Source organism: uncultured Aquimonas sp., from assembly GCF_937888285.1.
In the GTDB taxonomy this organism is placed as follows: domain Bacteria; phylum Pseudomonadota; class Gammaproteobacteria; order Xanthomonadales; family Xanthomonadaceae; genus Aquimonas.
In genome coordinates this window covers 1-22,595 of the sequence record NZ_CALART010000077.1, presented here as the reverse complement: position 1 = coordinate 22,595, position 22,595 = coordinate 1, and the positions used below count along the sequence as shown (strand labels likewise).

Below are 22,595 nucleotides of genomic sequence, written 5' to 3'. Positions count from 1 at the left end.
TCTCCCCGTAGGAGCGCCTTCAGGCGCGAATTGCTCTTCGGAGAAAAGATTCGCGCCTGAAGGCGCTCCTACAGGACCCAGCAAGTTCCCAGGAACCTAGCAAAATGGCCGAGTTCACCCTCCCGAAGAATTCCAAGGTCACCAAGGGCAAGCACTTCGCCGCCCAAGGCGCGAAGAACGTGCGCGTGTTCAAGGTCTACCGCTGGAACCCGGACGACAGCGCCAACCCGCGCACCGACACCTACGAAGTCGACATGGATTCGTGCGGCCCGATGGTCCTGGACGCGCTGATCAAGATCAAGAACGAGATCGACCCCACGCTCACCTTCCGCCGCTCCTGCCGCGAGGGCATCTGCGGTTCGTGCGCGATGAACATCGACGGCACCAATACGCTGGCCTGCACCAAGGCGATCAGCGACTGCGGTGGCAAGCAGGTGCCGGTGTATCCGCTGCCGCACATGGAAGTGATCAAGGACCTGGTGCCGGACCTGACCCACTTCTACGCGCAGTACGCCTCGATCCGCCCCTGGCTGCGCACGCAGTCGGCGCCGCCGGCCTCGGGCGAGCGCCTGCAGTCGAAGGAAGACCGCGCCAAGCTCGATGGCCTCTATGAGTGCATCCTCTGCGCCTGCTGCAGCACCAGCTGCCCGAGCTACTGGTGGAACGGCGACCGCTACCTCGGCCCGGCGATCCTGCTGCAGGCCTACCGCTGGATCATCGACTCGCGCGACGAGGACACCGGTGCGCGCCTGGATGATCTGGAAGATCCGTTCCGCCTGTACCGCTGCCACACGATCATGAACTGCGCCCGCACCTGCCCGAAGGGCCTGAACCCGGCCAAGGCGATCGCCGAGATCAAGAAGCTGATGATCCAGCGGCGAGGGGTTTGAAGCTCGGCAAGAAGGCGCCCTCGGGCGCCTTTTTGTTTTGGGGGCGGCGGATATGCGGCAGACCCTGGCTTCAGCAGATTCAGCGCAGGCTGGAGCGCACGAGTCTTCATAGGGTGGGCCCCGGCCCACCGTGGCCCGAATGCGCGCCTCGCGCGTCACTGGCCCTCCGCCACTCGACCGCGCGCTCGCGATGATCGTCGGATTGACCGGGGCGAGAGTGGCGCTCATGGTGGGCCAGGGCCCACCCTATGCCCGCATCCCGCATCCCGCATCCCGCATCCCGCATCCCGCATCCCGCATCCCGCATCCTGCATCCTGCATCCTGCATCCTGCATCCTGCATCCCGCATCCCGCATCCCGCATCCCGCATCCCGCACCCCGCACCCCGCACCCCGCACCCCGCACCCCGCACCTCGCACCCGGCACGCCGAATCCCGAATCCCGAAACTTCGTTCCCATGCAAAGCATCCTTCTCCCCGGCTTCGCACTCGCAGCGCTGACGTTCCTGGTCTGGTGCCGGCTCTACGTCGAGCGCCTCGGCCAGATGAAGCGTGAGCGCATCCACCCGCAGACAGTCGCGACTTCGGCGCAGATGTCGGCCAAGCTGAAGGACACGCGCGCGGCCGACAATTTCCGCAACCTGTTCGAGCTGCCGGTGCTGTTCTATTTCGCCATCGCGGTGGCGGCACAGACGGGGCAGGGCGGGGCGCTCGTGCTCGGGCTGGCCTGGGCCTTCGTCGCCCTGCGGGTTGTCCACAGCGCCATCCACTGCAGCTACAACAAGGTCATGCACCGCTTCACGGTCTATGTGCTGGGTGCGCTGTGTTTGTGGACGCTGCTCGCGGTTCTGGCGCTGCGTCTTCTGCAGCTTGGCTAGTGCCTCCCGCCTCGCTCCTCTTGAATCCCGAATCCCGAACCGACAGGCATGTCAGAAGCCATCACTCCCGAAGATCTCCGCCGCTGGCGCTGGCGCTCGCGCCGCGGCATGCGCGAGCTGGACCAGCTGTTCGAGCGCTATCTCGATCTTGCCGAGCGCCAGCCTGCAGCCTTCGATCGCGAGGCGTTCGAAGCCCTGCTGGTCTGCGAGGACGATGCGCTGTGGCGCTGGTTCATCGGGCGTGAGCGGCCCTCCGATCCGGTGATCGCCCGTCTTGTCGAAACGATCAGTGCGCTCCCTCCCGCTTGAGCTGAGGCCTTCGCGGGCCCTGCAGGGCGCTCTGCTCGCGCTGGCCCTGCTGGGCGTGCTCGCGCTCTGGCTGTCGGATCTGCCCGTGGCCATGCTGCCGCTGCCCCCGCTGCTGTTGGGCTTGAGCCTGTGGCGGATGCGCCGGCTCCCGCGCGGCCGGCTGCAGCTGCACGACAGCGGGCAGGCCGAATGGTGGTCCTCGGCCGCGCCGGGCATGGCGGCACCAGAAGCGTCGCCGGCCGAACTGCTCGGCCTCGAATCGCGCGGGCCGATCGCCGTGCTGACACTGCGGATTCAGGGCCGGCTACTCCGCTGGCCGCTGGCATCGGATACCCTGCCGGGCCCGCAGCTGCGGGTGCTGCGGCTCTGGCTGGATCGTCACGGCGAGCGCGCGCAGGCACCGAGCTCGACTCCGACCCACTGACAGGCCGACCGCCCCGTGTTCCGCCCCATCGAAATCGCCATCGGCCTGCGCTACACGCGCGCCAAACGGCGCAACCACTTCATTTCCTTCATCTCGCTGGCCTCGATGCTGGGCATTGCGATTGGCGTCACCGCGCTGATCACGGTGATCTCGGTGATGAACGGCTTCGAGCAGGAGCTGCGTGCGCGCATCCTGGGCATGGTCGCCCACGCCACCATCAGCGGCGCCGGTGAGGACCTGCAGGACTGGCCGCGTGCGGTCGAGCTGGCGAAGTCGGATGCCCGCGTGCTCGGTGCCGCGCCCTACGTCGAGCGCGAATCGCTGCTGCAGGCTGGTCGCAGCCAGGGCGCCCTGCTGCGCGGCGTGGACCCCTCGCGCGAGCCCGAGGTCAGCGAGATTGCCGAGCTGATGAAGGAAGGTGCGCTCACCGACCTCGAACCCGGCGCCTTCCGCGTGCTGGTGGGCGCCGATCTGGCGCTCTACCTCGGCGTTGGCGTGGGCGACAGCATCACGGTGATGGTGCCGGAGTTCCGCAGCACGCCGGTTGGCGTGGCGCCGCAGATGCGCCGCTTCACCGTCGCCGGCATCTTCAGCGCCGGCATGCAGGAGTACGACCGCCAGCTCGCCATCATCCACATGCAGGATGCGCAGCGCCTGCTGCGTTTGGGTGAGGGCGTGACCGGCGTGCGGCTCAAGCTCACCGACATGATGCAGGGCTGGCAGGTGGCCCGCGATCTCACCGACAAGCTCGACCGCTACTACCGCATCCGCGACTGGAGTGCCGACCACAGCAACTTCTTCCGCGCGATCCAGATGGAGAAGACGGTGATGTTCATCATCCTCTCGCTGATCGTCGGCGTGGCCGCCTTCAACCTGGTCAGCTCGCTGGTGATGCTGGTCACCGACAAGCAGGCCGACATCGCCATCCTGCGGACGCTGGGCATGAGCCCGCGCTCGATCATGGGCTTGTTCGTGGTGCAGGGCAGTCTGATCGGCGTGGTCGGTGTACTGCTCGGGCTGATTGGCGGGGTCAGCTTGACCTTGAACCTCGACCATGTGGTCAAGGCGATCGAGACGACCTTCGGCTTCGAGGTGATGCCGGCTGACGTCTACTACATCACCGGCCTGCCGACCGACCTGCGCGGCGATGACGTCGGCCTGATCGTGGGGGTGGCGCTGGTGATGAGCATGATCGCGACCCTGTATCCGGCCTGGCGCGCCTCGCGCACCGAGCCTGCCGCCGCCCTGCGCTACGAGTGATGCGCCATGACTGAGTCGAATGCCGTCATCGCCTGCCGCGGGCTGGCCAAGACCTATGCCGAGGGCGATCTGCGTACGCCGGTCTTCGAGTCGATCGACTTCGAGGTCGCGCGTGGCGAGACCGTGGCCATCGTTGGCGTCTCGGGCGCCGGCAAGAGCACCCTGCTGCACATCCTCGGCGGGCTGGATACGCCAAGCGCAGGCGAAGTCTTCGTCGCCGGCGAGGCGATGAGCCGGCTCTCCGACGCCGAGCGCGGACGCCTGCGCAACCGCGCGCTGGGCTTCGTCTACCAGTTCCATCACCTGCTGCCCGAGTTCACCGCGCTGGAGAACGTCTGCATGCCGCTGCTGATCGCCGGCCGCAGCGTCGCCGAGGCCGAGCGCCAGGCGGCGGCCCTGCTCGATCGCGTGGGCCTCGGCGCACGCCTGCGCCACAAGCCGGGCGAGCTCTCCGGCGGCGAACGCCAGCGCTGCGCGGTGGCGCGCGCGCTGGTCACGCGACCGGCCTGCGTGCTCGGCGACGAGCCGACCGGCAATCTCGACGAGAAGACCGCGGCTTCGGTCTACGGGCTGATGCTGGAGCTCAACCGCGAGGTTGGCACCAGCTTCGTGCTGGTGACGCACGACCGCGCGCTGGCCCGCAAGATGGACCGCGCGCTCGAACTCTCGGGCGGTCGGCTGCGGCCGCTGGCGGCGGCCTGAGGCGAGGCGGCATGGCGACCGTGCCCCAGCCGGCAGGGTCTGCCTCGATTCGCGCGGTTCCCGCTGCGCCGGCATTCGGTATCGGCAGTGCGCTCAGCCTGCTGGTCGGTGTCTCGGCGGCGCTGACCCTGCCGCGCTTCCCGCCCGAGTGGGTGCCCTGGCTGGCCCTCGTGCTGGGCCTGCTGGCCTGGCTGTCGCCGCGACCACGCTCGAGCCTGCTGCGCTGGGGCGGGGCCGCGCTGTTCGGCGCAGCGCTGGCTTTGCTTGCGGCACAGTCGGCCCTGCAGCAGCGTTTGCCGGCGGAGCTGGCGGGTCGCGACCTGCGCGTGCAGGGCCGCATCGAGGGGCTGCCGCAGCGCGGCCCGGATGCGGTGCGCTTCGACTTCCGGGTCGAGGCCGGCGAGGGCGAGGCGGCTGTGCTGGCCGGCCGGCTGCTGCGCATCGGCTGGTACCGCAGCGAGCAGGCGCCCGCTGCCGGCAGTCGCTGGAGCCTGCAGCTGCGCCTGAAGGCGCCGCGCGGGGTGGTCAATCCTGGCGGCTTCGATTTCGAACGGCACGCGCTGCAGCGCCGGCTCGCGGCGACCGGTTATGTGCGCGAACATCCGGACAATCGCGAACTCTCGCCTGGCGCGGGGCTGGATGCGCTGCGCGCCGGGCTGTCGCAGCAGATCGTCGAAGCGCTGGACGGAGATGGCCCGCTGCACGCCGAGTCGCGCTTCGTACGCGCGCTGAGCGTGGCCGACACGCGCGGTTTTGGCGAGCGCGACTGGGAGACCCTGCGTGCCACAGGCGTCAGCCACCTGATGGCGATCTCCGGCCTGCATGTCGGGCTGATCGCCGGTCTGTTCGCGCTGTGCGCGCGCGCCCTCTACCGGCTGTGGCCGGGACTCGGCCTGCGGCTCCCTTTGCCGCAGGGCGCCGCCTTCGCAGCGCTCTGCGGTGCCGCCGCCTATGCGGCGCTGGCCGGCTTCGGGCTGCCGACCGTGCGTGCGCTGATGATGGTGGCCGCGGCCCTGCTGGCCGTGCTGGCGCGGCGCCGCAGCAGCACCTGGCAGGCCTATGCGCTTGCCCTGTTCGTGCTGCTGCTGAGCGATCCGCTGTCGGTGCTGGGGGCGGGCTTCTGGCTGTCCTTCATCGGCGTGGCCTGGCTGCTCTGGTGCATGCCTGCCGACCTGCAGCAGCTGCCGGGCTGGCGACGCATGCTGGGCGCGCAGCTGGTGGCCAGCTTGGGTCTGCTGCCCTTGACGGTGTTCTTCTTCGGCCAGGCCTCGGTGGCGGGAGCAGTGGCCAACCTGCTCGCCGTGCCCTGGGTCAGCCTGGGCGTGGTGCCACTGGCCCTGCTCGGCGCCGGCCTGCTGCTGCTCGGTGTGCCCGCCCTCGCGACGCCGCTGCTGATGCTGGCGGCCTGGCTGATGGATCTGCTGTGGTGGCTGCTGGAGTGGGCTGCGGCCCTGCCGCGTGCCCAGGTCTTCTTGCCCGAGCCCGGTGCTCTCGCGCTGCTGTTGGCGGGGCTGGGCGTGCTCTGGCTGCTGATGCCGCGCGGCACGCCCGCGCGGGCGCTGGGCGCCCTGTTGCTGCTGGCGCTGCTGATGCCGCGGCAGCCAGCTCTTGCCCCTGGCGAGGTCGAGCTGACCTTGCTGGATGTCGGCCAGGGGCTCGCGGCACTCGTTCGCACGCAGACCCACGCGCTGCTGGTCGACACCGGCCCGGCCTTCGGCAGTGGACTCGATATGGGCGAGGCCGCAGTGGTGCCGGCGCTGCGCGCACTCGGGCTGGCCGGGCTCGACCGGGTGCTGGTCTCGCATGGCGATGCCGACCATGCGGGTGGCGCCGGCAGCGTGCTGCGCGCGTTCCCCGCGCCCTTGACCAGTTCGGACCGCGCGCGTTTTCCGCAGGCGCAGGCCTGCATCGCCGGTGAGCGCTGGCGCTGGGACGGCGTCGACTTCGAGCTGCTGCATCCACCCGAGCACTTTCCCTACCTGCGCAATGAGAGCAGCTGCGTGCTGCGCGTACAGGCCGGCGAACAGGTCGCGCTGCTCGCGGGCGATATCGGCGCGCTGATCGAACAGCGCCTGCTGCGCGAGCAGCCCGAGCGGCTGCGTGCCGACATCGTGCTGGTGCCGCACCACGGCAGCGCCAGCTCCAGCAGCGAGGGCTTCGTGCGTGCCGTGAGCGCAGAACATGCCCTGGTCGCCGCCGGGCACGCCAATCGCTTCGGGCATCCGCGCGCCGAGGTGGTCGAGCGCTGGCAGGCGGCGGGCGCAAGGGTGTGGAACACGGCCGAGCACGGGGCACTGCAGCTCAGGTTCGGCGCGCAGGACGTCGAACCGTTGGCGCTGCGGTCTGCGCGGCCGCGGCTCTGGCGTGATCGCCAGGAGCTGCCCGACTAGCTTTTCCCCGGGCGGCGGGAGAACCGCGACCTCGGGACGTCACTGCGGGCGGGTTCGGAATCGCCATGGCTGCACCCTCGCCGCGCCCGGTCCTTTCGATGCAAGCACTTCGCCCGCGGTCGCGCGTTCCCGGGCGAGACTGGCTTGCGGGTTCGAAGCGTCATGCCCGCCCGGCTGCGGCAGTGGAGCGCGCGTGCGCAGGCGTGGCGCATGAACGCTCCCACGGCCGCCGCGTGGGAGCGAGGTCGGCAAACTGCTAGAGTTCCGGGCCATCCGATCACGCTCCGCAGGGCCGCGGCGCGCGTCCATCCCCGTCCGGGACTTCGCCGCCCGCTGCCGTCGGTGCGCTCACCAGCGCCCGAAGCAGCCTTGGTGTGAGTGGCTGCCGTGATCGAACCGACGCAATGCAGGCCACGACACTCCATGGATCCCACCCAGCTCCGCATCATCCTCCTCGTTCTCGGCATCGGGTTCATCGCGGCGGTGTATTGGTTCGGCCGGCCGCAGAAGCCTGGGCAGGGTCGGCGCCAGGCCGAGCGCGGCGAGCCAGAGGCGCGCGCGGAGCCGGCCTTCAGCGGTGGCGAGCAGGAAAGCCTGGACAAGGTGATCCAGGCCGAGCTGGCCCGGCTGGAGAAGACCCTGGCTGGCGAAGACGCCGAAGGGGCGGGCGCCAGCCGGCTACCCGGCATCCAGTTCGAGCCCGACCTGGACGCACGGCCGCAGGCCCGCGCTGCTGCAGCCTCCGAGGCGCCCGCGCCAGCCGCGACCTCCAGTCTCGGCGTGCGTCCCAACCCCGAGTTCGACAAGGTGGTGAGCCTGATCGTGGCCGCACGTGCCGGCACCCTGCTGCATGGCGGCGACATTCTGGTGGCGGCGGAGAAGGCCGGGCTGGTGTTTGGCGACATGCAGATCTTCCACCGCCTGCCGGACAATCGTCCCGAAGCCGGGCCGATCTTCAGCGTCGCCAATGTGGTCAAGCCCGGCAATTTCGATCTGCGCCAGCCCGACCAGACGCAGACGCCGGGCGTCACCTTCTTCATGACCCTGCCGGGCCCGCTGCCCGCGCTGGATGCCTGGGAGGCCATGCTGCCGGCCGCACAGCGCTTCGCTGAACTGCTCGATGCGGTGGTGCTGGACGACGAGCGCAATGCCCTGGGTCGGCAGCGCATCCAGTTCCTGCGCGACGAGCTGCGCGCCTACGATCGCGAGCGCGAGCGGCAGTCCAAGCGGCCCTGGTAGGCCTCAGGCCGGGATTCGGGATTGGGGATTGGAGATTTGCAGGCCTGCGGACGCCTTCGCGATTCCGTCAGGGCCCGCGCGTCTCCGCGCTTCGCTTTCGAAGACTCGACGTTCTCGCTGTCCCGTAGGCAAGGCGTCCGAGCTGACAAATCCCAAATCCCTAATCCCGAATCCCAGCTTCAAAACAACAGCGAAGCCATCTTGCGGCGGTAGCGACCGACCAGATCCTCGTCCTCGACCAGGCTGAAAGCTTCGATCAGGCGCTTGCGCGGCTGGCCTTCGTTCCAGGCCTTGTCCCGACGCAGCAGCTCCAGCAGGGTCTCGAAGCCCGCTTCGCTTTCGCCGGCCACGATCTGATGCACGCCCAGCAGGTGCAACGCGTCGAGATCCTGCGGATCGGCTGCCAGTCGCGCCTGCAGTACGGTCGGTGCTGGGGCTCCTGCCAGCAGTCGCGCGAAGCCCAGTCGGGCGCGGGCGCGCTTCGCGCGGTCGTCGGTCGCGAGGTTGGCGGGCAGGCCGTCGAGCAGGGTCTCGGCTTCCGCGCTTTCGCCGATCGACAGCAGGGCCATCGCGAGGTCGAGCTTCAGCTCCGTGCGCTCCGGCTCCGCTTCGATCTGCGCGCGCAGCTGCGCGACGCGCTCCTGAGGCAGCAGTTCTTCGACCTCGGCCTCTGCCGGTTCGTCCGCCGACTCGCGTGGCTGGATGCCATGCTGGGCCAGGAATGCGCGCAGCTGGGCCTCGGGCAAGGCACCGGGGAAGCCGTCGACGATCTGGCCGTCCTTCAGCAGCAGAATGGTCGGCACCGAGCGGATGCCGACCATGCCTGCGAGCTGCTGCTCGGCGTCGACGTCGACCTTGGCGAGCACGAAGCCACCGTTGTACTCGGCCGCCAGCTTCTCAAGGATGGGCTTCACCTGCTTGCAGGGGCCGCACCAGGTCGCCCAGAAGTCCACCAGCACCGGCACCTGTTTCGAACGCAGGATCACCTCCTGTTCGAAGGTGGCAGTGGTGGCATCGAAACTGTAGGCGCTGTCGCTCATTTGGGGCTCCGGAAGAATCGTGGTCAGGGGGCGCTGCCGCGTCAGCTCCCCTGAATGCGGGCATGCGCGCGGCAACGCAAGGGGCCGGCGCACGCGGCAGTCGCCGCACTGTGTTGCCAACAGCAGCTGCTGGCGTCACCAACAAAAACCCCGCGACAGGCGCGGGGTCGTTGCATCAGTGAGGAGTTCTGGCCTGCTTACTTGAGTTCGCGAAGGTCGCTGAGCGGGCCCTTCTGCGAGGCGAAGAAGGCGGCGAGGTCGGCCATGTTCTGCTCATCGAGGCCAGCGACAAAGCCCGCCATGATGGCGTTGTTGCGCTCGCCCGACTTGTAGGCCTTCAGGGAGTGCAGCAGATAGTCCTCGTACTGGCCGGCGAGATTCGGGTACTGCCCATCGCCGATGCCATTGCCGTCGGGGCCATGACAGGCCTGGCAGGTCTTGGCGAGTTCGCGCCCGGCTTCGACGTTGCCGCGGCGCGCATCGGCGGCGCTGGAGGCGAGGGTCAAGAGGGCGGCCAGCGCCGCGGTGGTCAGGATCTTCGGGCTCACTGGGCGTCACCCTTCTTGTAGCTGGAGAGGAAAGCCGCGATGTCGCTCAGCTCCTGGGTGCTGTAACCCTCGGCCTGGGCGCGCATGGTCGGGTGGGGGCGCTCGCCCTTCTGGTAGGCGTTCAGCGCAGCCACGAGGTATTCGTAATTCTGTCCGGCGATCTTCGGCACGTGGTAGTGCGGATACACGTTCTTGTAGCCCGGGATGCCATGACAGCCGGTGCAGGTGTAGGCCAGCAGCTTTCCGTTCTCGGGATCGCCTTCGGCAAACGCAGGCAGGGCGGCAGTCGCGAGGGCAAGACTTGCGACGATTCGCAGGATCGGCTTCATCGATGGGTTCCAGCGTCGGGGCGTTTTCGGTTTGCGCGCGCAGACCTGACTTCAGACAGGTTCACGGCGCGTTGGAAAGCGCAGGAGTATAGCGTCTGCCGCAATCATCGGGCCAGCGGCGGGCCGTTCCGACACCCGCCACGCGTGGTGCGGACCGTGCCCTCCTGCACGCGCGCTGCTGACGTCACAAACGTCAATCTCATGCCTCAGGCATCGCGTTCTTCCCGCGTGGCGCCGAGCGCCGCTTGGCGGCGAACTGGTGCTTGACAAGGGTGGTGTTGTAGATGACTATAACACCACTCACCCCCACTTCCTCCCCGGAAACCGCCATGCGCAGTTCAGCGATGCCTACCCCCAAGACTCCCACCGTCCTGCGGCTGACCGGTACCGCCTTGCTGGCGGCGGCGCTCCTGCTGGGCGCGGGCTGCGCCAATGACCAGGCGCCGGCTGACAAGGCCGAGTCCAGCGCCGAGTCCAAGAACGGCAAGGACGGAAAGCGCGAGGAGCAGGCCGTTGCCGTCGAGACTGCCATCGCTCAGCGGCAGTCCATCACCGCAAGCTACAGCGGCACCGCGCCGCTGGAAGCGCGCGGCGAAGCGCAGGTGGTGGCCAAGACGTCCGGGGTGCTGCTCAGCCTTCTGGCCGAGGAGGGCGATCGGGTCAAGGCCGGCCAGGTGCTGGCGCGCATCGATCCCGAACGCCCGCGCCTCGAACTGCAGCGCAACGAGGCCATGCTGCGCAAGCTGGAAGCGGAGTACCGCCGCGCCCAGGAGCTGTTCGAGCGCAAGCTGCTGGCCGCCGAGGCGCATGAGCGCCTGCGCTTCGATCTCGACACCCAGCGTGCGGCCTATGAGATGGCCAAGCTGGAGCTGTCCTACACTAATATCGTGGCGCCCTTCGATGGCGTGGTCGCCCAGCGCATGGCCAAGGAGGGCAACCTCATCCAGATCAACCAGGCCATGTTCAAGGTGGTCGACACCTCGCGGCTTGAGGCCGTGCTGAACGTGCCCGAGCGCGAACTCGCCACCCTGAAGGCCGGACAGACCGTTGCCCTGCGCGTCGATGCAGCGCCGGGCGTGGCCTTCGACGGTGCGATCGATCGCGTCAGCCCGGTGGTCGACGCGGCCAGCGGTACCTTTCGCGTGGTCGCGGCCTTCTCGGATGCCTCGGGCGTGCTGAAGCCCGGCATGTTCGGCCGCGTCGAGGTCGTCTACGACGAACGTGCGCAGGCGCTGACGGTGCCGCGTGAGGCCCTGATCGAGGGCGAGGGCGTGCCCGCCGTCTTCGTGGTGCGCGAGGGCCGCGCGGTGCGCACACCGATCGAGGTTGGACACTTGAGCGGCAGCCTCGCCGAAGTGCGTGGTGGCCTCACTGAAGGCGATCGCGTCGTCACCACCGGCAAGGTCACGCTGCGCGATGGTGCACTGCTGCAGTTGATCGGCGTACCCAGCGCGGCCGTCGAGGCCGACGCCATTGCCCAGGGCAAGCCCGCCGCCGGCACCGCCGGCTGATCCGTCCTGGGGGGACATCGATGAACATTGCCGAGATTGCCACCCGCCGTCGCGTGACGGTGGGCATGGTGACGATCACCTTCCTTTTGTTCGGTTTCATCGCGCTGCGTGACCTCAAGGTCAACCTGCTGCCGGACCTGAGCTATCCCACGCTGACGGTGCGCACCGAGTACACCGGTGCGGCTCCCACCGAGATCGAGAACCTGATCACCGAGCCGGTCGAAGAGGCCGTCGGCGTGGTCAAGAACCTGCGCCGCCTGCGCTCGGTTTCGCGCACCGGTCAGAGCGACGTGATCCTCGAGTTCGCCTGGGGCACGGACATGGACCGCGCGGGCATCGAGGTGCGCGACAAGCTCGAACTCCTGCGCCTGCCGCTGGAAGCGGAGAAGCCCGTGCTGCTGCGCTTCGATCCGTCCACCGAACCGATCATGCGGCTCGGCCTCGCCGGTCGCGCCGACAGCAGCGGCTTCGATGTCGCCGAGCTGAAGGACCTGCGCCGCTACGCCGATGAGACCCTGAAGAAGCGCCTGGAGCCGGTCGATGGCGTGGCCGCGGTCAAGGTCAGCGGTGGCCTTGAGGATGAGGTCCAGGTGCTGCTGGATCCGCAGAAGCTGGCGCGCCTGAACCTGACGCCGGCGCGCGTCATCGAGCGCCTGAAGCAGGAGAACATCAACATCTCCGGCGGCGCCATCGACGAGGGCAACCAGCGCTTCCTGGTGCGGACGGTCAACCAGTTCGCCAACGTCGAGCAGATGCAGGAGCTGCTGGTCGCTGTCGACCAGGGCGTGCCGGTGCGCCTGCGCGACGTCGCGTCCGTCGGCCAGGGCTTCAAGGAGCGCGAGGCGATCATCCGCATGGACGGCCGCGAAGCGGTCGAGCTCGCGGTCTACAAGGAAGGCGACGCCAACACCGTCGCGGCGGCAGCCGGCGTGCGCGAGCAGCTCGATCGCCTGCGCGAGAACCTGCCCGCGAATGCCAGCCTAATCACGGTCGACGACCAGTCGGTGTTCATCCAGAACTCGCTGGACGAAGTGAGCTCGGCCGCGCTGATGGGCGGCCTGCTGGCGGTGCTGATCATTTTCTTCTTCCTGCGCGACGGCTGGAGCACCTTCGTCATCGCGGTGTCGCTGCCGGTCTCGATCATCGCCACCTTCTTCTTCATGCAGCAGGTGGGCCTCAGCCTCAACGTGATGTCGCTGGGTGGGTTGGCGTTGGCCACCGGCATGGTGGTGGACGACTCGATCGTGGTGCTGGAATCGATCGCCAAGGCGCGAGAGCGTGGCCTCGGCGTGATCGAGGCGGCGATCGTGGGTGCGTCCGAAGTGCGGCTGGCCGTGGTCGCATCCACGCTGACCACCGTGGCCGTGTTCTTCCCGCTGGTGTTCGTCGAGGGGGTCGCCGGCCAGCTGTTCGGCGACCAGGCGCTGACGGTGAGTATCGCCATCGTGATCTCGACCGTGGTCGCAATGGCCCTGGTGCCGATGCTGGCCTCCCTGCGATCGCGGCCGCCCCTGGCCTATCCGGAAGACCAGAAAGACGTGGATGTCGAAAGCGGCCGCATCGCCCGCGCGCGCCTGTGGATCGCGCGCCAGATCCTGCGCGTGCTGCGCTTCGTCGGTCGCGTCGTCGGTGGAACCCTCTCCGCCATCGGTCGCGTGCTGCTCAAGCCCTACGACTGGCTGGAAGCCGCCTATCGGCGCGCGCTGCCGAAAGCGTTGGCTCGACCTGCGCCGATCCTGCTCGCTTCGACCGCCGCCTTCGTGTTTACCCTGGCCCTGGTGCCTGGACTGGGCATGGACCTGATCCCGCAGCTGGCCCAGGGTCGCTTCGAGATGACGGTCAAGCTGCCGCCCGGCACGCCGCTGGCCGAAAGCGATGCGGTGGTGCGCGAACTGCAGCGTCGCCATGCCGAGGATCCGCGCCTGCGCACCATCCACGGCGTCAGCGGCAGCGGCACCCGGCTCGATGCCAACCCCACCGAGTCGGGCGAGAACATCGGCAAGCTGCTGATCGTGCTGGCGGACGGCGCCGGTGACTCGGCGGAGGCCGAACTCACCGAGGTCCTCCGCGAAAGCGCCGAAGCCTGGCCACGCGCGGAAGTGAAGTTCTCGCGCCCGCAGCTGTTCTCCTTCGCCACCCCGCTGGAAATCGAGATCCGTGGCTATGACCTCGAACAATTGCGGAAGGCCGGCCAGGAGCTGGCGCGCCGTCTGCAGGCGGACGACCGCTACGCCGACGTCAAGTCGACGGTGGAGCAGGGCTTCCCCGAGATCCAGGTGCTGTTCGACGCCGAGCGCGCCGCGGCGCTGAACCTCACCACCCGGCAGATCGCCGATCAGGTGGTGCGCCAGGTGCGCGGCGAAGTCGCCACCCGCTACAGCTTCCGCAACCGCAAGATCGACGTGCTGGTGCGCGCCGAGGAGTCCGCGCGCGCGTCTGCCGCGGACATCGGCCAGCTGATCGTCAACCCCGAGAGCGATCGCCCGGTGCGGCTGTCGGCGGTCGCCGAGATCCTCAGCACCGAGGGCCCCAGCGAGATCCATCGCGTCGACCAGGAGCGCGTGGCCGTGGTCTCGGCCAACCTGCGCTATGGCGATCTCGGCACGGCCGTCGCCAACATCGAGCGCATGCTCGCGGAGGATCCGCTGGGCGCGGGGCTGGGCGTCAACATCGGCGGTCAGAACGAGGAGCTGCAGGCCTCGGTCAACTCGCTGATCTTCGCCCTGGTGCTGGCGATCTTCATGGTCTATCTGGTCATGGCCTCGCAGTTCGAGTCGCTGCTGCATCCCTTCGTCATCATGTTCACCATCCCGCTGGCCGCGGTCGGCGCCATCCTGGCGCTGAAGCTGGTCGGCAGCGGACTGTCGGTGGTGGTGTTCATCGGCCTGATCCTGCTGGCTGGCATCGTGGTCAAGAACGCGATCGTGCTGATCGACCGCGTCAACCAGCTGCGCGAGGAAGGCGTGCCCAAGCTCAAGGCGATCGTTGACGGCTCGCACGAGCGCCTGCGCCCGATCGTGATGACCACGCTGACCACGCTGTTCGGCTTCCTGCCGCTGGCGATCGGCGGTGGCGAGGGCGCCGAGGTGCGCGCGCCGATGGCGATCACGGTGATCGGCGGCCTGCTGGTGTCGACCCTGCTGACCCTGCTGGTGATTCCCGTGGTCTACAAGCTGCTGGATCGCAAGCCGGACGGCTTCTACTTCGAGCGCGGCGAGCGCGCGCGCGCCGCGGCGCGGGCCGAGATGGAAGCTCGGGCGGCGTTGGCGGAGTCGCAGCCGTGAGCATGGCGCGGGTCAGTCTGGCGCGGCCGGTGACGGCCACGATGTTCTTCGTGTCGATGGTGCTGATCGGCCTGATCGCCGGCTTTCGCCTGCCGCTGGAATTCCTGCCCGAGGTCGAGGCGCCCTTCCTCTACGTCGACCTGCCGTATCCCGGCTCCAGTCCGGCGGAGATCGAGGAGACCATCACCCGGCCTGCCGAAGAGGCGCTGGCCACGCTGCCCGGCATCAAGCGGATGTTCTCGCAGTCGCGCTCGGAAGGCGCGGGCGTGTTCATGGAGTTCCAGTGGGATCGCGACATCCAGATCGCGGCCTCCGAGGCGCGCGAGCGGCTGGATGCGATCCGTGACGAGCTGCCCTCGGACTTCCAGCGTTACCTGGTGCTGAAGTTCGGCACCGCCGATGAGCCGGTGCTGCGGATCCGCGTGTCCAGCGAGCTCGATCTGGCCAACCAGTACGACCTGATCGATCGTGAGGTCAAGCGGCGCCTGGAGCGCGTGCCCGGCGTCGCCCGCGTCGACATTTCCGGCATTGCGCCGCCCGAGGTCGAGATCCGCCTCGACAATGATCGCGTGACCGCGCACGGCGTCGACCTGGCCGGCCTCGCCCAGCGCCTGAGCGCCTCCAATTTTTCGGTCTCGGCCGGTCAGATCACCGAGATCGACCGCCGCCTGCGGGTCCAGCCCGTCGGTGAGCTGCGCTCGCTGGAGGAGCTGCGTCGCCTGCCCATCAACGCCAGCGGCCTGCGCCTTTCCGACATCGCCGAGGTCAGACTGGCGCCGGGCCGCATGGATTACGGTCGCCGCCTTGATGGCCGCCCGGCCGTGGGTATCGACGTCATGAAGGAGCGCTCGGCCAATCTGGTCGACGTCTCGCGCGGCGTGCTGGCTGAGGTCGAAGAGATCCGGGCCATGCCGGCGTTTTCCGACATCCAGCTGTTCGTGATGCACGACCAGGCCGAGGGTGTCACCAGTTCGTTGAGCGAGCTGGCCAATGCCGGCCTGCTCGGCACCGCGCTGTCGGTGCTGGTGCTGTACTTCTTCCTGCGCCACTGGCCCTCGACCCTGATGGTCGCGCTGTCGATCCCGATCTGCATCGTGATGACGCTGGGCTGCATGCACTTCCTCGGGCTGTCGCTGAACATCCTGTCGATGATGGGCCTCCTGCTCGGCATCGGCATGCTGGTCGACAACTCGGTCGTGGTGGTCGAGAGCATCTACCAGAAACGCGAGAAGTACCCGGACAACCCCTTCCGCTGCGCGCTGGAAGGCACCCGCGAAGTGCAGATCGCGATCACGGCCGGCACCCTGACCAGCATCATCGTGTTCCTGCCGAACATCTTCGGCGAGCGCAACTTCATCGCCATCTACCTGAGCCAGGTGGCCTTCACCATCACCATCTCGCTGCTGTGCTCGTGGCTGGTGGCGATCAGCCTGATCCCGATGATCAGCGCACGCATCCGCGCGCCGCGCCACCTGCAGGAGGCCGCCAGCCAGGCCAACCGCTTCCAGGATCGCTACGCCCGCGTGCTGGACTGGTCGCTGCGGCACCGCTGGAAGACTCTGCTGGCGATCGCTGCCGTGGTGGTCGTCAGCATCGTGCCCATGCGCGGCATGAAGACCGACATGTTCCCGCAGGGCGAACGCCGAGAGGCCCAGCTCACCTACCGTTGGAACGGCAGCTATCGGCTGGAGGATCTGTCGCTTGCGGTGAAGCAGGTCGAGGACTACCTCGAAGCCAATCGCGAGACTTTCGAGATCACCCAGATCTACAGCTGGTACAGCGAGCGTGGCTGGGCCGGCACGCGCATCGATTTCGCCGAGGACGGCGACACGCCGACGCCGCAGCTGATGGAGCGGATCACCGAAGGCTTGCCCAAGCTCGCCATGGGCGAGGTCACCTTCCAGCAGAACCAGGGCGGTGGTCCGGGCGGTGGCGACGGCATGCAGGTGGCCCTGATCGGCGACAGCTCGATGGTGCTGGAGGAGCTCTCGGAATCGATCGTGCCGGTGCTGAACGCGCAGGACTTCGTCCGCGACGCCTACGCCGACCTCGGCGCCAAGTCGCGCGAGATCCAGGTGCGCGTGGACCGCGAGCGCGCCCTGCAGTACGGCTTCTCGGCCCAGCAGGTGGCGCAGTACATCGGCATCGCCCTGCGCGGCACGCCGCTGCGCGAGTTCCGTGCCGACACCACTGAAGTCCCCGTGTGGATGCGCTTCGCCGAATCGGACGAGGCCAGCGTGGACGACCTGCGCGACTTCAAGCTGTCCAGTCCGATCGCTGGCCAGGTGCCGCTGCTGGCCATGGTCGAGGTGCAGGTGGTCGCCAGCCCGAGCACGATCAACCGGCAGAGCCGCCAGACCGCGCTGCCGATCCGCATCGCGCTGGCAGACGGCGTCACCATGGATGACGCGCGCAAGCAGATCGAACCCCTGATGGAGCAGTTCGACCTGCCGGCGGGCTACCGCTGGAGCTTCGGCACCAGCTTCGACCAGAACGACCAGGCTGGCGCGCAGATGGCCTTCAATACCCTGATCGCGCTGGTGATGGTCTACATCGTGATGGCGGCGGTGTTCGAGTCGATCAGCTTTCCGGCGGTGATCGTGACCACGATCTTTTTCTCCGCACTTGGCGTGTTCTGGCTGTTCTGGCTGACCGGCACGACCTTCTCGATCATGGCGGCGATCGGCATCCTGGTGCTGATGGGCGTGGTGGTGAACAACGGCATCGTCATGGTCGAGCACATCAACACGTTGCGGCGCAGCGGCATGGATCGCCACGAGGCGCTGGTGGCCGGCTGCCGCGACCGCCTGCGACCCATCCTGATGACCATGGGCACGACCATCCTGAGCATGCTTCCGCTCACCATCGGCGGCACCGAGATGGGCGGCGATGGCCCGCCCTACTACCCGATGGCGCGTGCCATCGTCGGCGGGCTGGTGTTCTCGACCCTGATTTCGCTGTTTGCCCTGCCGACCTTCTATGCCATGGTCGACCAGTGGCGACTGAACTCGCGGGCGCGCTGGAAAGCCGCCTGGGCACAGATCCAGCCAGCGGGCGCAGGCTGACGCACCGGGTCGACCCATGACCCGGTGCCGCGCGTCGAAAGGGCGGAGGCGCCCTGCTTTCGCGGGCTGCGTCGCAGTCCCTGCGCAGGCTGGGCCGGCGCCTTGCCCCGGCACGAAAGCTGCACGCTCCCGGTCTGTCGATCTGCCGGTCGGGTGCTCCGATGCGATGGCTGCTCCTGCTGTTGTGCTGTGCCTGCACCCTGATCGCCCGGGCCGACGGCGGGCTCAGGGGCAGGCCGCCGGTCCAGCAGCTGCTGCCCGGCGTCGCTGTCTACCCGCAGAACTTCGGGCTGCTTGAGCTCGACCAGGGTGGCCTTGCGGTCGCGAGCCGCGAGGGTGTCCTGCTGTTCGATGGCGAGCGCTGGAATCTGCAGCGCCTTCCCAATCGCGAGATGGTCCGCTCGCTGGCACCGGGCGCCGAGGGCTCGGTCTGGGTCGGTGGCTACAACAGCTTTGGCGTCCTGGAGCGCGCTCCGAACGGGGAATGGACCTACCGGGAGCTCAGCGGCGACAGTCTTGAGCCGGGTGAGCCGGCGCAGTTCGCGGACATCTGGAGCATCGTGGTCGCCCCCGAGGGCACCTACTTCCGCGCCCTGCGCGACGTGTTCTTCGTCTCCGCCGATGGTCTGCAGCGGCAGCGCTGGCGCCACGAGGGCCGATTCGGTGGCATGGCGCGCCTGCAGGGCGAGGTGATCCTGCAGTTTCGCGGCGAGGGCTTCCGGGTGCGTCGCGGTGACGCCTGGGAGCCCTTGAGCCACAGCACCGAGTTGACCCAGCTTGTACACACCCTGGTGCCGCTGGATGAGGGCACCCTGCTGGGCCTTGGTTCTGACGGACGATGGTGGGGGCTGGGGCTGGAGTCACTCCGTGAAATCGAGATGCCGGAGGGACTCCCGCCTTCTTCCGAGTTCCAGAAAGCCACCCGACTGCGCGACGGCCATCTGGTCCTGGCCTCGGGCGACGGCCAGCTCTGGATGCTGCCGCCGGACCGCCGCAGCTTTCTCAGCCTTCGCCTGGAGCAGGGATTCCTGAGCGGCCTGTGGCAGGCTCGCGATGGCAGCGTGCTGGCGTCGGGCGACACGCGAATTCATCGCGTGGTGTGGCCGCCGCGGTGGACAGCCCTCGACGAGACGCTGGGCTTGTCAGGCAACCTCCACCTTGCCCGCGAGCAGGACGGCGAGCTGCTGGCGTTCGGCAGCGCCGGCGCGCTTCGGGCGCAGGTCCGGGCGAACGCACCCAGCCTGTGGCAGAACGTTCCCGATCTGGCGCAAACCCTCTATGACCGCTTGCCGCTCGCACAGGGAGGCGAGGTGTATGCCGGCGGGCATCACCTGCTGCTGCGGCAGGGCGGCGTGCTGCGCACTCTGACCGATGAGCTGGTGTATCCGCGCGAACTGCGGCCCAGCGCCCGGCATGAGGGCGTGATCTGGGTGTTTACCGAGCACGGCCTGCGCCGCCTTGAAGTGCAACCGAGGCTCTCGCTGAGCGCGCCCCTGCAGCGCGCCGACGACCTGCGCGTGGCGTCGATGGTGGAGCCCTCTGCCGACGAACTCTGGCTGGGCACCGAGCGGAGCGGGCTCTGGCGTTACCGACTGGCTTCCGGCGGCAGCCTGCGCTCCGCCGAGCGGATGGGCGAGGCGCATGGCATCGAGTATGGCCCGATCGCGTATGCCCACGTCAGCGTGTGGAGGGACGGCGAGGTTCGCGCCAGTACCGCCAGGGGGCTATGGCGCTGGGACGGAGTGCGCGGCTTCGTCCGCGACGATGTGCATGGGCTCGCGCCCCTGCGTCGGCCCGAAGAACACCTGCGCCTTGCGCCCGACCTCCACGGCGAGGACTGGGCGTTCAGCCCGACCCGGGTTCTGCGGCGGTCGCCTGAAGGCTGGCGTGAACTCGATCTCGGTGGAATGTGCCGGGGCGCCATCGAGCAGGTCGGTGCCTTGGCCGACGGACGCCCCTTCGTGGTGTGCCACGGCGCCCTGCTGCTGCAGTCGGATGCGTCCATCGAGGCGCCGGTGTACACGCCCGAGGTGCGCCTGACTCGCGTGCTGCGGAGCCGCGGCAGTGCGGTGCCGGAGCCGCTGCCGCTCGCGATGCCGGCCGAGCTGGAGGAGCCCGCGCAGGGATTCAATATCGCCTTCGAGTTCGCGATCGCGGAGCTGGATCAGTCGACCAGCCCGCAGTACCGCTGGCGGCTGCTGGGGCTGCGCGAGACCTGGAGCCCCTGGGTGCGTTCGACCCGCGTCAACTACACGAAGCTGGATCCCGGCGTCTATCGCTTCGAGCTGGAGGCGCGCGATGCGCGTGGCCACATCAGCCGAGCGACACCCTGGTCCTTCACCCTCCTGCCGCCCTGGCACGAAACTGCTTGGGCGCGAGCGGCGTTTGCACTGCTGCTGGTGACGATGGCAGCGCTGTGGACGCGTGCCTATATCCGCACTCGCACGGCCCGAATCGAGGCCGAGCGCAGGCGCCTGTCGGCTCTCGTGGAGGCGCGCACGGCGGAGCTGGCCGAAGCCAACCGGCGGTTGGAGGACATCGCCAACCGCGATGGGTTGACCGGGCTGGCCAACCGTCGCCGGCAGGATGCCTACCTGCGCATGGCTTGGTTCCAGTGCCAGGAACGGCAGCGGCCGCTGAGCGTGCTGATCGTCGACGTCGACCACTTCAAACGCTACAACGACCAGCATGGGCACCCGGCTGGCGACGCACTGCTGCAGGGTCTGGCCGAGCTGCTGGCCAACAGCTTGCGGCGCAGCGAGGATCTGGTGGCCCGCTACGGCGGCGAGGAGTTCCTGCTGGTGCTGCCGGGGGCGCCAGCGGAACTGGCTTTCGAGCTTGCCGAGTCGCTCTGCCAGACCGTGCGCGCCTCACCGCTGGGCGTCACGGTGTCGATCGGTGCTGCCACCGTCGTTCCCACCGAGGAGGCGCGGCTGTCCGTGCTGATCGAGCGCGCCGATCAGGCGCTGTATCGCGCCAAGTCGGGAGGACGCGATCGCGCGGTGAGTGCGGCGGAGGAGGCGCAGACGCCTTTGGCTCAGGGCAATGCCGGGAGCGTGTGAGAACCATCCGCCGAACTCGGCCGCCTCTGGACGCCCGTGGCGGCAGCGCGCTACGCGAATGCTGCGGTCACTGGCTCGCCAAACGCCCTTGAGTTGGCCTACCGCACCTTGCGACGAACGTCCCCGGACGCCTTCGCAACGGCGTCCGGATTCTCACGCCCTCCGAGGCGTTCAGCATTGCGGCGCGCTGGTCAGAGCGGGCCCGCGGATCGCAGGCGAACCGGTTTGATCCAGCGCGACCGGGCCGAGCAGAGGCATCGCCGCGCAGCGGATGAATGCGTCGGGACCTTGGCCGGACGTGCCGGCCTCGGCCAAGGCCAGGATGGACTGGATCCGTGCAGCCCAAGGCTGCTTCCGGCGCCGCAGGAATCGGCCAGAAAGTCCCGCGCGCGGGCTCCCTCTGCAGCCAACTACAATGACGGTCTCGCTGGCGGGCGCTCCGCCTCACCACTCTGCAAGCTTGAAGGGAATTCCCATGTCGCTCGACCAGGATGCCGTGCGCGCGCGGCTCGCCCCTCTCATCGACGAGAACACCGGCCAGAGCCTCGCCGACAGCGTGCGTGCGGTTGGCGTCGACGGCGCCCGCGTGCTGGTCGAGCTGCAGCTCAGCTATCCCGCCGCCGGCTTCCACGCTGAGCTGGCGGAGCGCGTGCGCACCGCGCTGGAGGCCGACCCGCGCATCGAGCGCGCAACGGTCGATGTGTCCTCGCGCGTGCTGGCGCACAAGGTGCGCGAAGGCCTGAGCCCGCTGCCGGGCGTCAAGAACATCATCGCCGTGGCCTCGGGCAAGGGCGGGGTGGGCAAGTCGACCACCTCGGTCAATCTCGCGCTGGCGCTGATGGCAGAAGGCGCGCGCGTCGGCGTGCTCGATGCCGACATCTACGGGCCCAGCATCCCCCGCATGCTCGGGCTCAGCGGCAAGCCCGACAGCCCCGACGGCAAGAGCATCACGCCCAAGCGCGGGCACGGTCTGCAGGCGATGTCGATCGGCTTCCTGATCGAAGAAGACACGCCGATGATCTGGCGTGGGCCGATGGTCACCCAGGCGCTGCAGCAGCTGCTGAACGAGACCGCCTGGGACAACCTGGATTACCTGATCATCGACCTGCCGCCGGGGACCGGCGACATCCAGCTCACCCTGTGCCAGAAGGTGCCGGTGTCGGCGGCGATCATCGTCACCACCCCGCAGGACATCGCCCTGCTCGATGCGAAGAAGGCCCTGCAGATGTTCCGCAAAGTCGAGGTGCCGGTGCTCGGCATTGTCGAGAACATGGCTATCCACGTCTGCTCGAACTGCGGCCACGCCGAGCACATCTTCGGCGAGGGCGGCGGTGCGCGCATGGCCGCGCAGTACGAGGTGCCGCTGCTGGGCGCGCTGCCGCTCGACATCCGCATCCGTGAGCAGGCCGACGGCGGCGCGCCGACCGTGGCGGTGGACGCCGAATCCGATCTGTCGAAGCGCTACCGCGGGATCGCCCGTCACGCCGCCGGGCGGCTGTCCCTGCGCGCGAAGAACAAGGCCTTCGGGTTTCCGAATATCGTCATCAAGAGTGATTGATGGAGCTTGGGATTCGGGATTGGGCGTTCGGCGTCTCGCGCGGCAGTGCCGTGCAAGCGAGCCGCCTGCCTCCGGCCCGGCCCTCGCGCACAGCGCTCGGGCGTTCG

Annotated in this window: 16 protein-coding genes; 13 read left to right on the top strand and 3 right to left on the bottom strand. The window is 68.6% G+C overall.

Annotated features, from left to right (window positions below; all coding sequences use genetic code 11):
- Positions 1-104 precede the first annotated feature (104 nt).
- From Q0654_RS14665 to zipA, 8 genes are all read left to right on the top strand, one after another.
- On the top strand, positions 105-890 hold the full coding sequence (locus Q0654_RS14665) for a succinate dehydrogenase iron-sulfur subunit (protein WP_298855071.1): 786 nt from the start codon (positions 105-107) through the stop codon (positions 888-890).
- A 139-nt stretch (positions 891-1,029) separates the two neighbouring features.
- Positions 1,030-1,767, top strand: coding sequence for an MAPEG family protein (locus Q0654_RS14660; protein WP_298855069.1), 738 nt, complete (start codon positions 1,030-1,032; stop codon positions 1,765-1,767).
- Between the two features lie 48 nt (positions 1,768-1,815).
- Positions 1,816-2,076, top strand: a complete 261-nt coding sequence (locus Q0654_RS14655; protein WP_298855067.1) for a succinate dehydrogenase assembly factor 2 — start codon at positions 1,816-1,818, stop codon at positions 2,074-2,076.
- The gene (locus tag Q0654_RS14650) at positions 2,057-2,500 is read left to right on the top strand and encodes a hypothetical protein (RefSeq protein ID WP_298855064.1); all 444 of its coding nucleotides are present in this window, start codon (positions 2,057-2,059) and stop codon (positions 2,498-2,500) included. Before Q0654_RS14655 ends, Q0654_RS14650 begins: the two co-directional genes overlap by 20 nt.
- A 15-nt stretch (positions 2,501-2,515) precedes the next feature.
- A complete protein-coding gene (locus Q0654_RS14645) occupies positions 2,516-3,760 on the top strand; it encodes a lipoprotein-releasing ABC transporter permease subunit (RefSeq protein ID WP_298855062.1) in 1,245 nt (414 codons plus the stop codon).
- Between the two features lie 6 nt (positions 3,761-3,766).
- Positions 3,767-4,462 carry a lipoprotein-releasing ABC transporter ATP-binding protein LolD gene (gene lolD, locus Q0654_RS14640; protein ID WP_298855060.1) on the top strand — a complete coding sequence of 232 codons (696 nt, stop codon included), beginning with the start codon at positions 3,767-3,769 and terminating at the stop codon, positions 4,460-4,462.
- A gap of 11 nt (positions 4,463-4,473) precedes the next feature.
- Positions 4,474-6,852, top strand: coding sequence for a DNA internalization-related competence protein ComEC/Rec2 (locus Q0654_RS14635; RefSeq protein ID WP_298855059.1), 2,379 nt, complete (start codon positions 4,474-4,476; stop codon positions 6,850-6,852).
- Between the two features lie 423 nt (positions 6,853-7,275).
- On the top strand, positions 7,276-8,091 hold the full coding sequence (gene zipA / locus Q0654_RS14630; RefSeq protein WP_298855058.1) for a cell division protein ZipA: 816 nt from the start codon (positions 7,276-7,278) through the stop codon (positions 8,089-8,091).
- 179 nt (positions 8,092-8,270) lie between these two features.
- Here zipA and trxA read toward each other — a convergent pair whose 3' ends face one another.
- The 3 genes from trxA to Q0654_RS14615 all read right to left on the bottom strand — a co-directional run bounded on the left by trxA (position 8,271) and on the right by Q0654_RS14615 (position 10,008).
- On the bottom strand, positions 8,271-9,131 hold the full coding sequence (gene trxA, locus Q0654_RS14625; RefSeq protein ID WP_298855057.1) for a thioredoxin: 861 nt from the start codon (positions 9,129-9,131) through the stop codon (positions 8,271-8,273).
- Positions 9,132-9,328: 197 nt separating this feature from the next.
- Complete coding sequence (locus Q0654_RS14620; protein WP_298855055.1) at positions 9,329-9,679, bottom strand: cytochrome c; 351 nt, start codon at positions 9,677-9,679, stop codon at positions 9,329-9,331.
- Entirely contained in the window at positions 9,676-10,008 is a 333-nt protein-coding gene (locus tag Q0654_RS14615) for a cytochrome c (protein WP_298855053.1), read from the bottom strand. The genes Q0654_RS14620 and Q0654_RS14615 overlap by 4 nt, the downstream gene beginning before the upstream one ends.
- Positions 10,009-10,352: 344 nt before the next feature.
- Between Q0654_RS14615 and Q0654_RS14610 the strand changes: the two genes are divergently transcribed.
- The 5 genes from Q0654_RS14610 to apbC all read left to right on the top strand — a co-directional run bounded on the left by Q0654_RS14610 (position 10,353) and on the right by apbC (position 22,488).
- Positions 10,353-11,519, top strand: a complete 1,167-nt coding sequence (locus Q0654_RS14610) for an efflux RND transporter periplasmic adaptor subunit (protein ID WP_298855051.1) — start codon at positions 10,353-10,355, stop codon at positions 11,517-11,519.
- A gap of 20 nt (positions 11,520-11,539) precedes the next feature.
- Complete coding sequence (locus Q0654_RS14605) at positions 11,540-14,803, top strand: efflux RND transporter permease subunit (RefSeq protein ID WP_298855050.1); 3,264 nt, start codon at positions 11,540-11,542, stop codon at positions 14,801-14,803.
- A gap of 2 nt (positions 14,804-14,805) precedes the next feature.
- Complete coding sequence (locus Q0654_RS14600; RefSeq protein ID WP_298855187.1) at positions 14,806-17,868, top strand: efflux RND transporter permease subunit; 3,063 nt, start codon at positions 14,806-14,808, stop codon at positions 17,866-17,868.
- 161 nt (positions 17,869-18,029) lie between these two features.
- The gene (locus Q0654_RS14595; RefSeq protein ID WP_298855049.1) at positions 18,030-20,930 is read left to right on the top strand and encodes a GGDEF domain-containing protein; all 2,901 of its coding nucleotides are present in this window, start codon (positions 18,030-18,032) and stop codon (positions 20,928-20,930) included.
- A 475-nt stretch (positions 20,931-21,405) separates the two neighbouring features.
- Positions 21,406-22,488 (top strand): iron-sulfur cluster carrier protein ApbC, encoded by a 1,083-nt coding sequence (apbC, locus tag Q0654_RS14590; protein WP_298855047.1) that lies wholly within the window; start codon positions 21,406-21,408, stop codon positions 22,486-22,488.
- The last annotated feature ends 107 nt before the right edge of the window (positions 22,489-22,595 follow it).

What these genes read in the sequence shown, in the direction of transcription:
- Q0654_RS14665 (WP_298855071.1), top strand. Translation starts at nt 105, where the DNA reads ATGGCCGAGTTCACCCTCCCGAAGAATTCCAAGGTCACCAAGGGCAAG.
- Q0654_RS14660 (WP_298855069.1), top strand. Translation starts at nt 1,030, where the DNA reads ATGCGCGCCTCGCGCGTCACTGGCCCTCCGCCACTCGACCGCGCGCTC.
- Q0654_RS14655 (WP_298855067.1), top strand. Translation starts at nt 1,816, where the DNA reads ATGTCAGAAGCCATCACTCCCGAAGATCTCCGCCGCTGGCGCTGGCGC.
- Q0654_RS14615 (WP_298855053.1), bottom strand. Translation starts at nt 10,008, where the DNA reads ATGAAGCCGATCCTGCGAATCGTCGCAAGTCTTGCCCTCGCGACTGCC.
- Q0654_RS14600 (WP_298855187.1), top strand. Translation starts at nt 14,806, where the DNA reads ATGGCGCGGGTCAGTCTGGCGCGGCCGGTGACGGCCACGATGTTCTTC.
- Q0654_RS14610 (WP_298855051.1), top strand. Translation starts at nt 10,353, where the DNA reads ATGCCTACCCCCAAGACTCCCACCGTCCTGCGGCTGACCGGTACCGCC.
- Q0654_RS14635 (WP_298855059.1), top strand. Translation starts at nt 4,474, where the DNA reads ATGGCGACCGTGCCCCAGCCGGCAGGGTCTGCCTCGATTCGCGCGGTT.
- zipA (WP_298855058.1), top strand. Translation starts at nt 7,276, where the DNA reads ATGGATCCCACCCAGCTCCGCATCATCCTCCTCGTTCTCGGCATCGGG.
- trxA (WP_298855057.1), bottom strand. Translation starts at nt 9,131, where the DNA reads ATGAGCGACAGCGCCTACAGTTTCGATGCCACCACTGCCACCTTCGAA.
- Q0654_RS14595 (WP_298855049.1), top strand. Translation starts at nt 18,030, where the DNA reads ATGCGATGGCTGCTCCTGCTGTTGTGCTGTGCCTGCACCCTGATCGCC.
- Q0654_RS14605 (WP_298855050.1), top strand. Translation starts at nt 11,540, where the DNA reads ATGAACATTGCCGAGATTGCCACCCGCCGTCGCGTGACGGTGGGCATG.
- lolD (WP_298855060.1), top strand. Translation starts at nt 3,767, where the DNA reads ATGACTGAGTCGAATGCCGTCATCGCCTGCCGCGGGCTGGCCAAGACC.
- apbC (WP_298855047.1), top strand. Translation starts at nt 21,406, where the DNA reads ATGTCGCTCGACCAGGATGCCGTGCGCGCGCGGCTCGCCCCTCTCATC.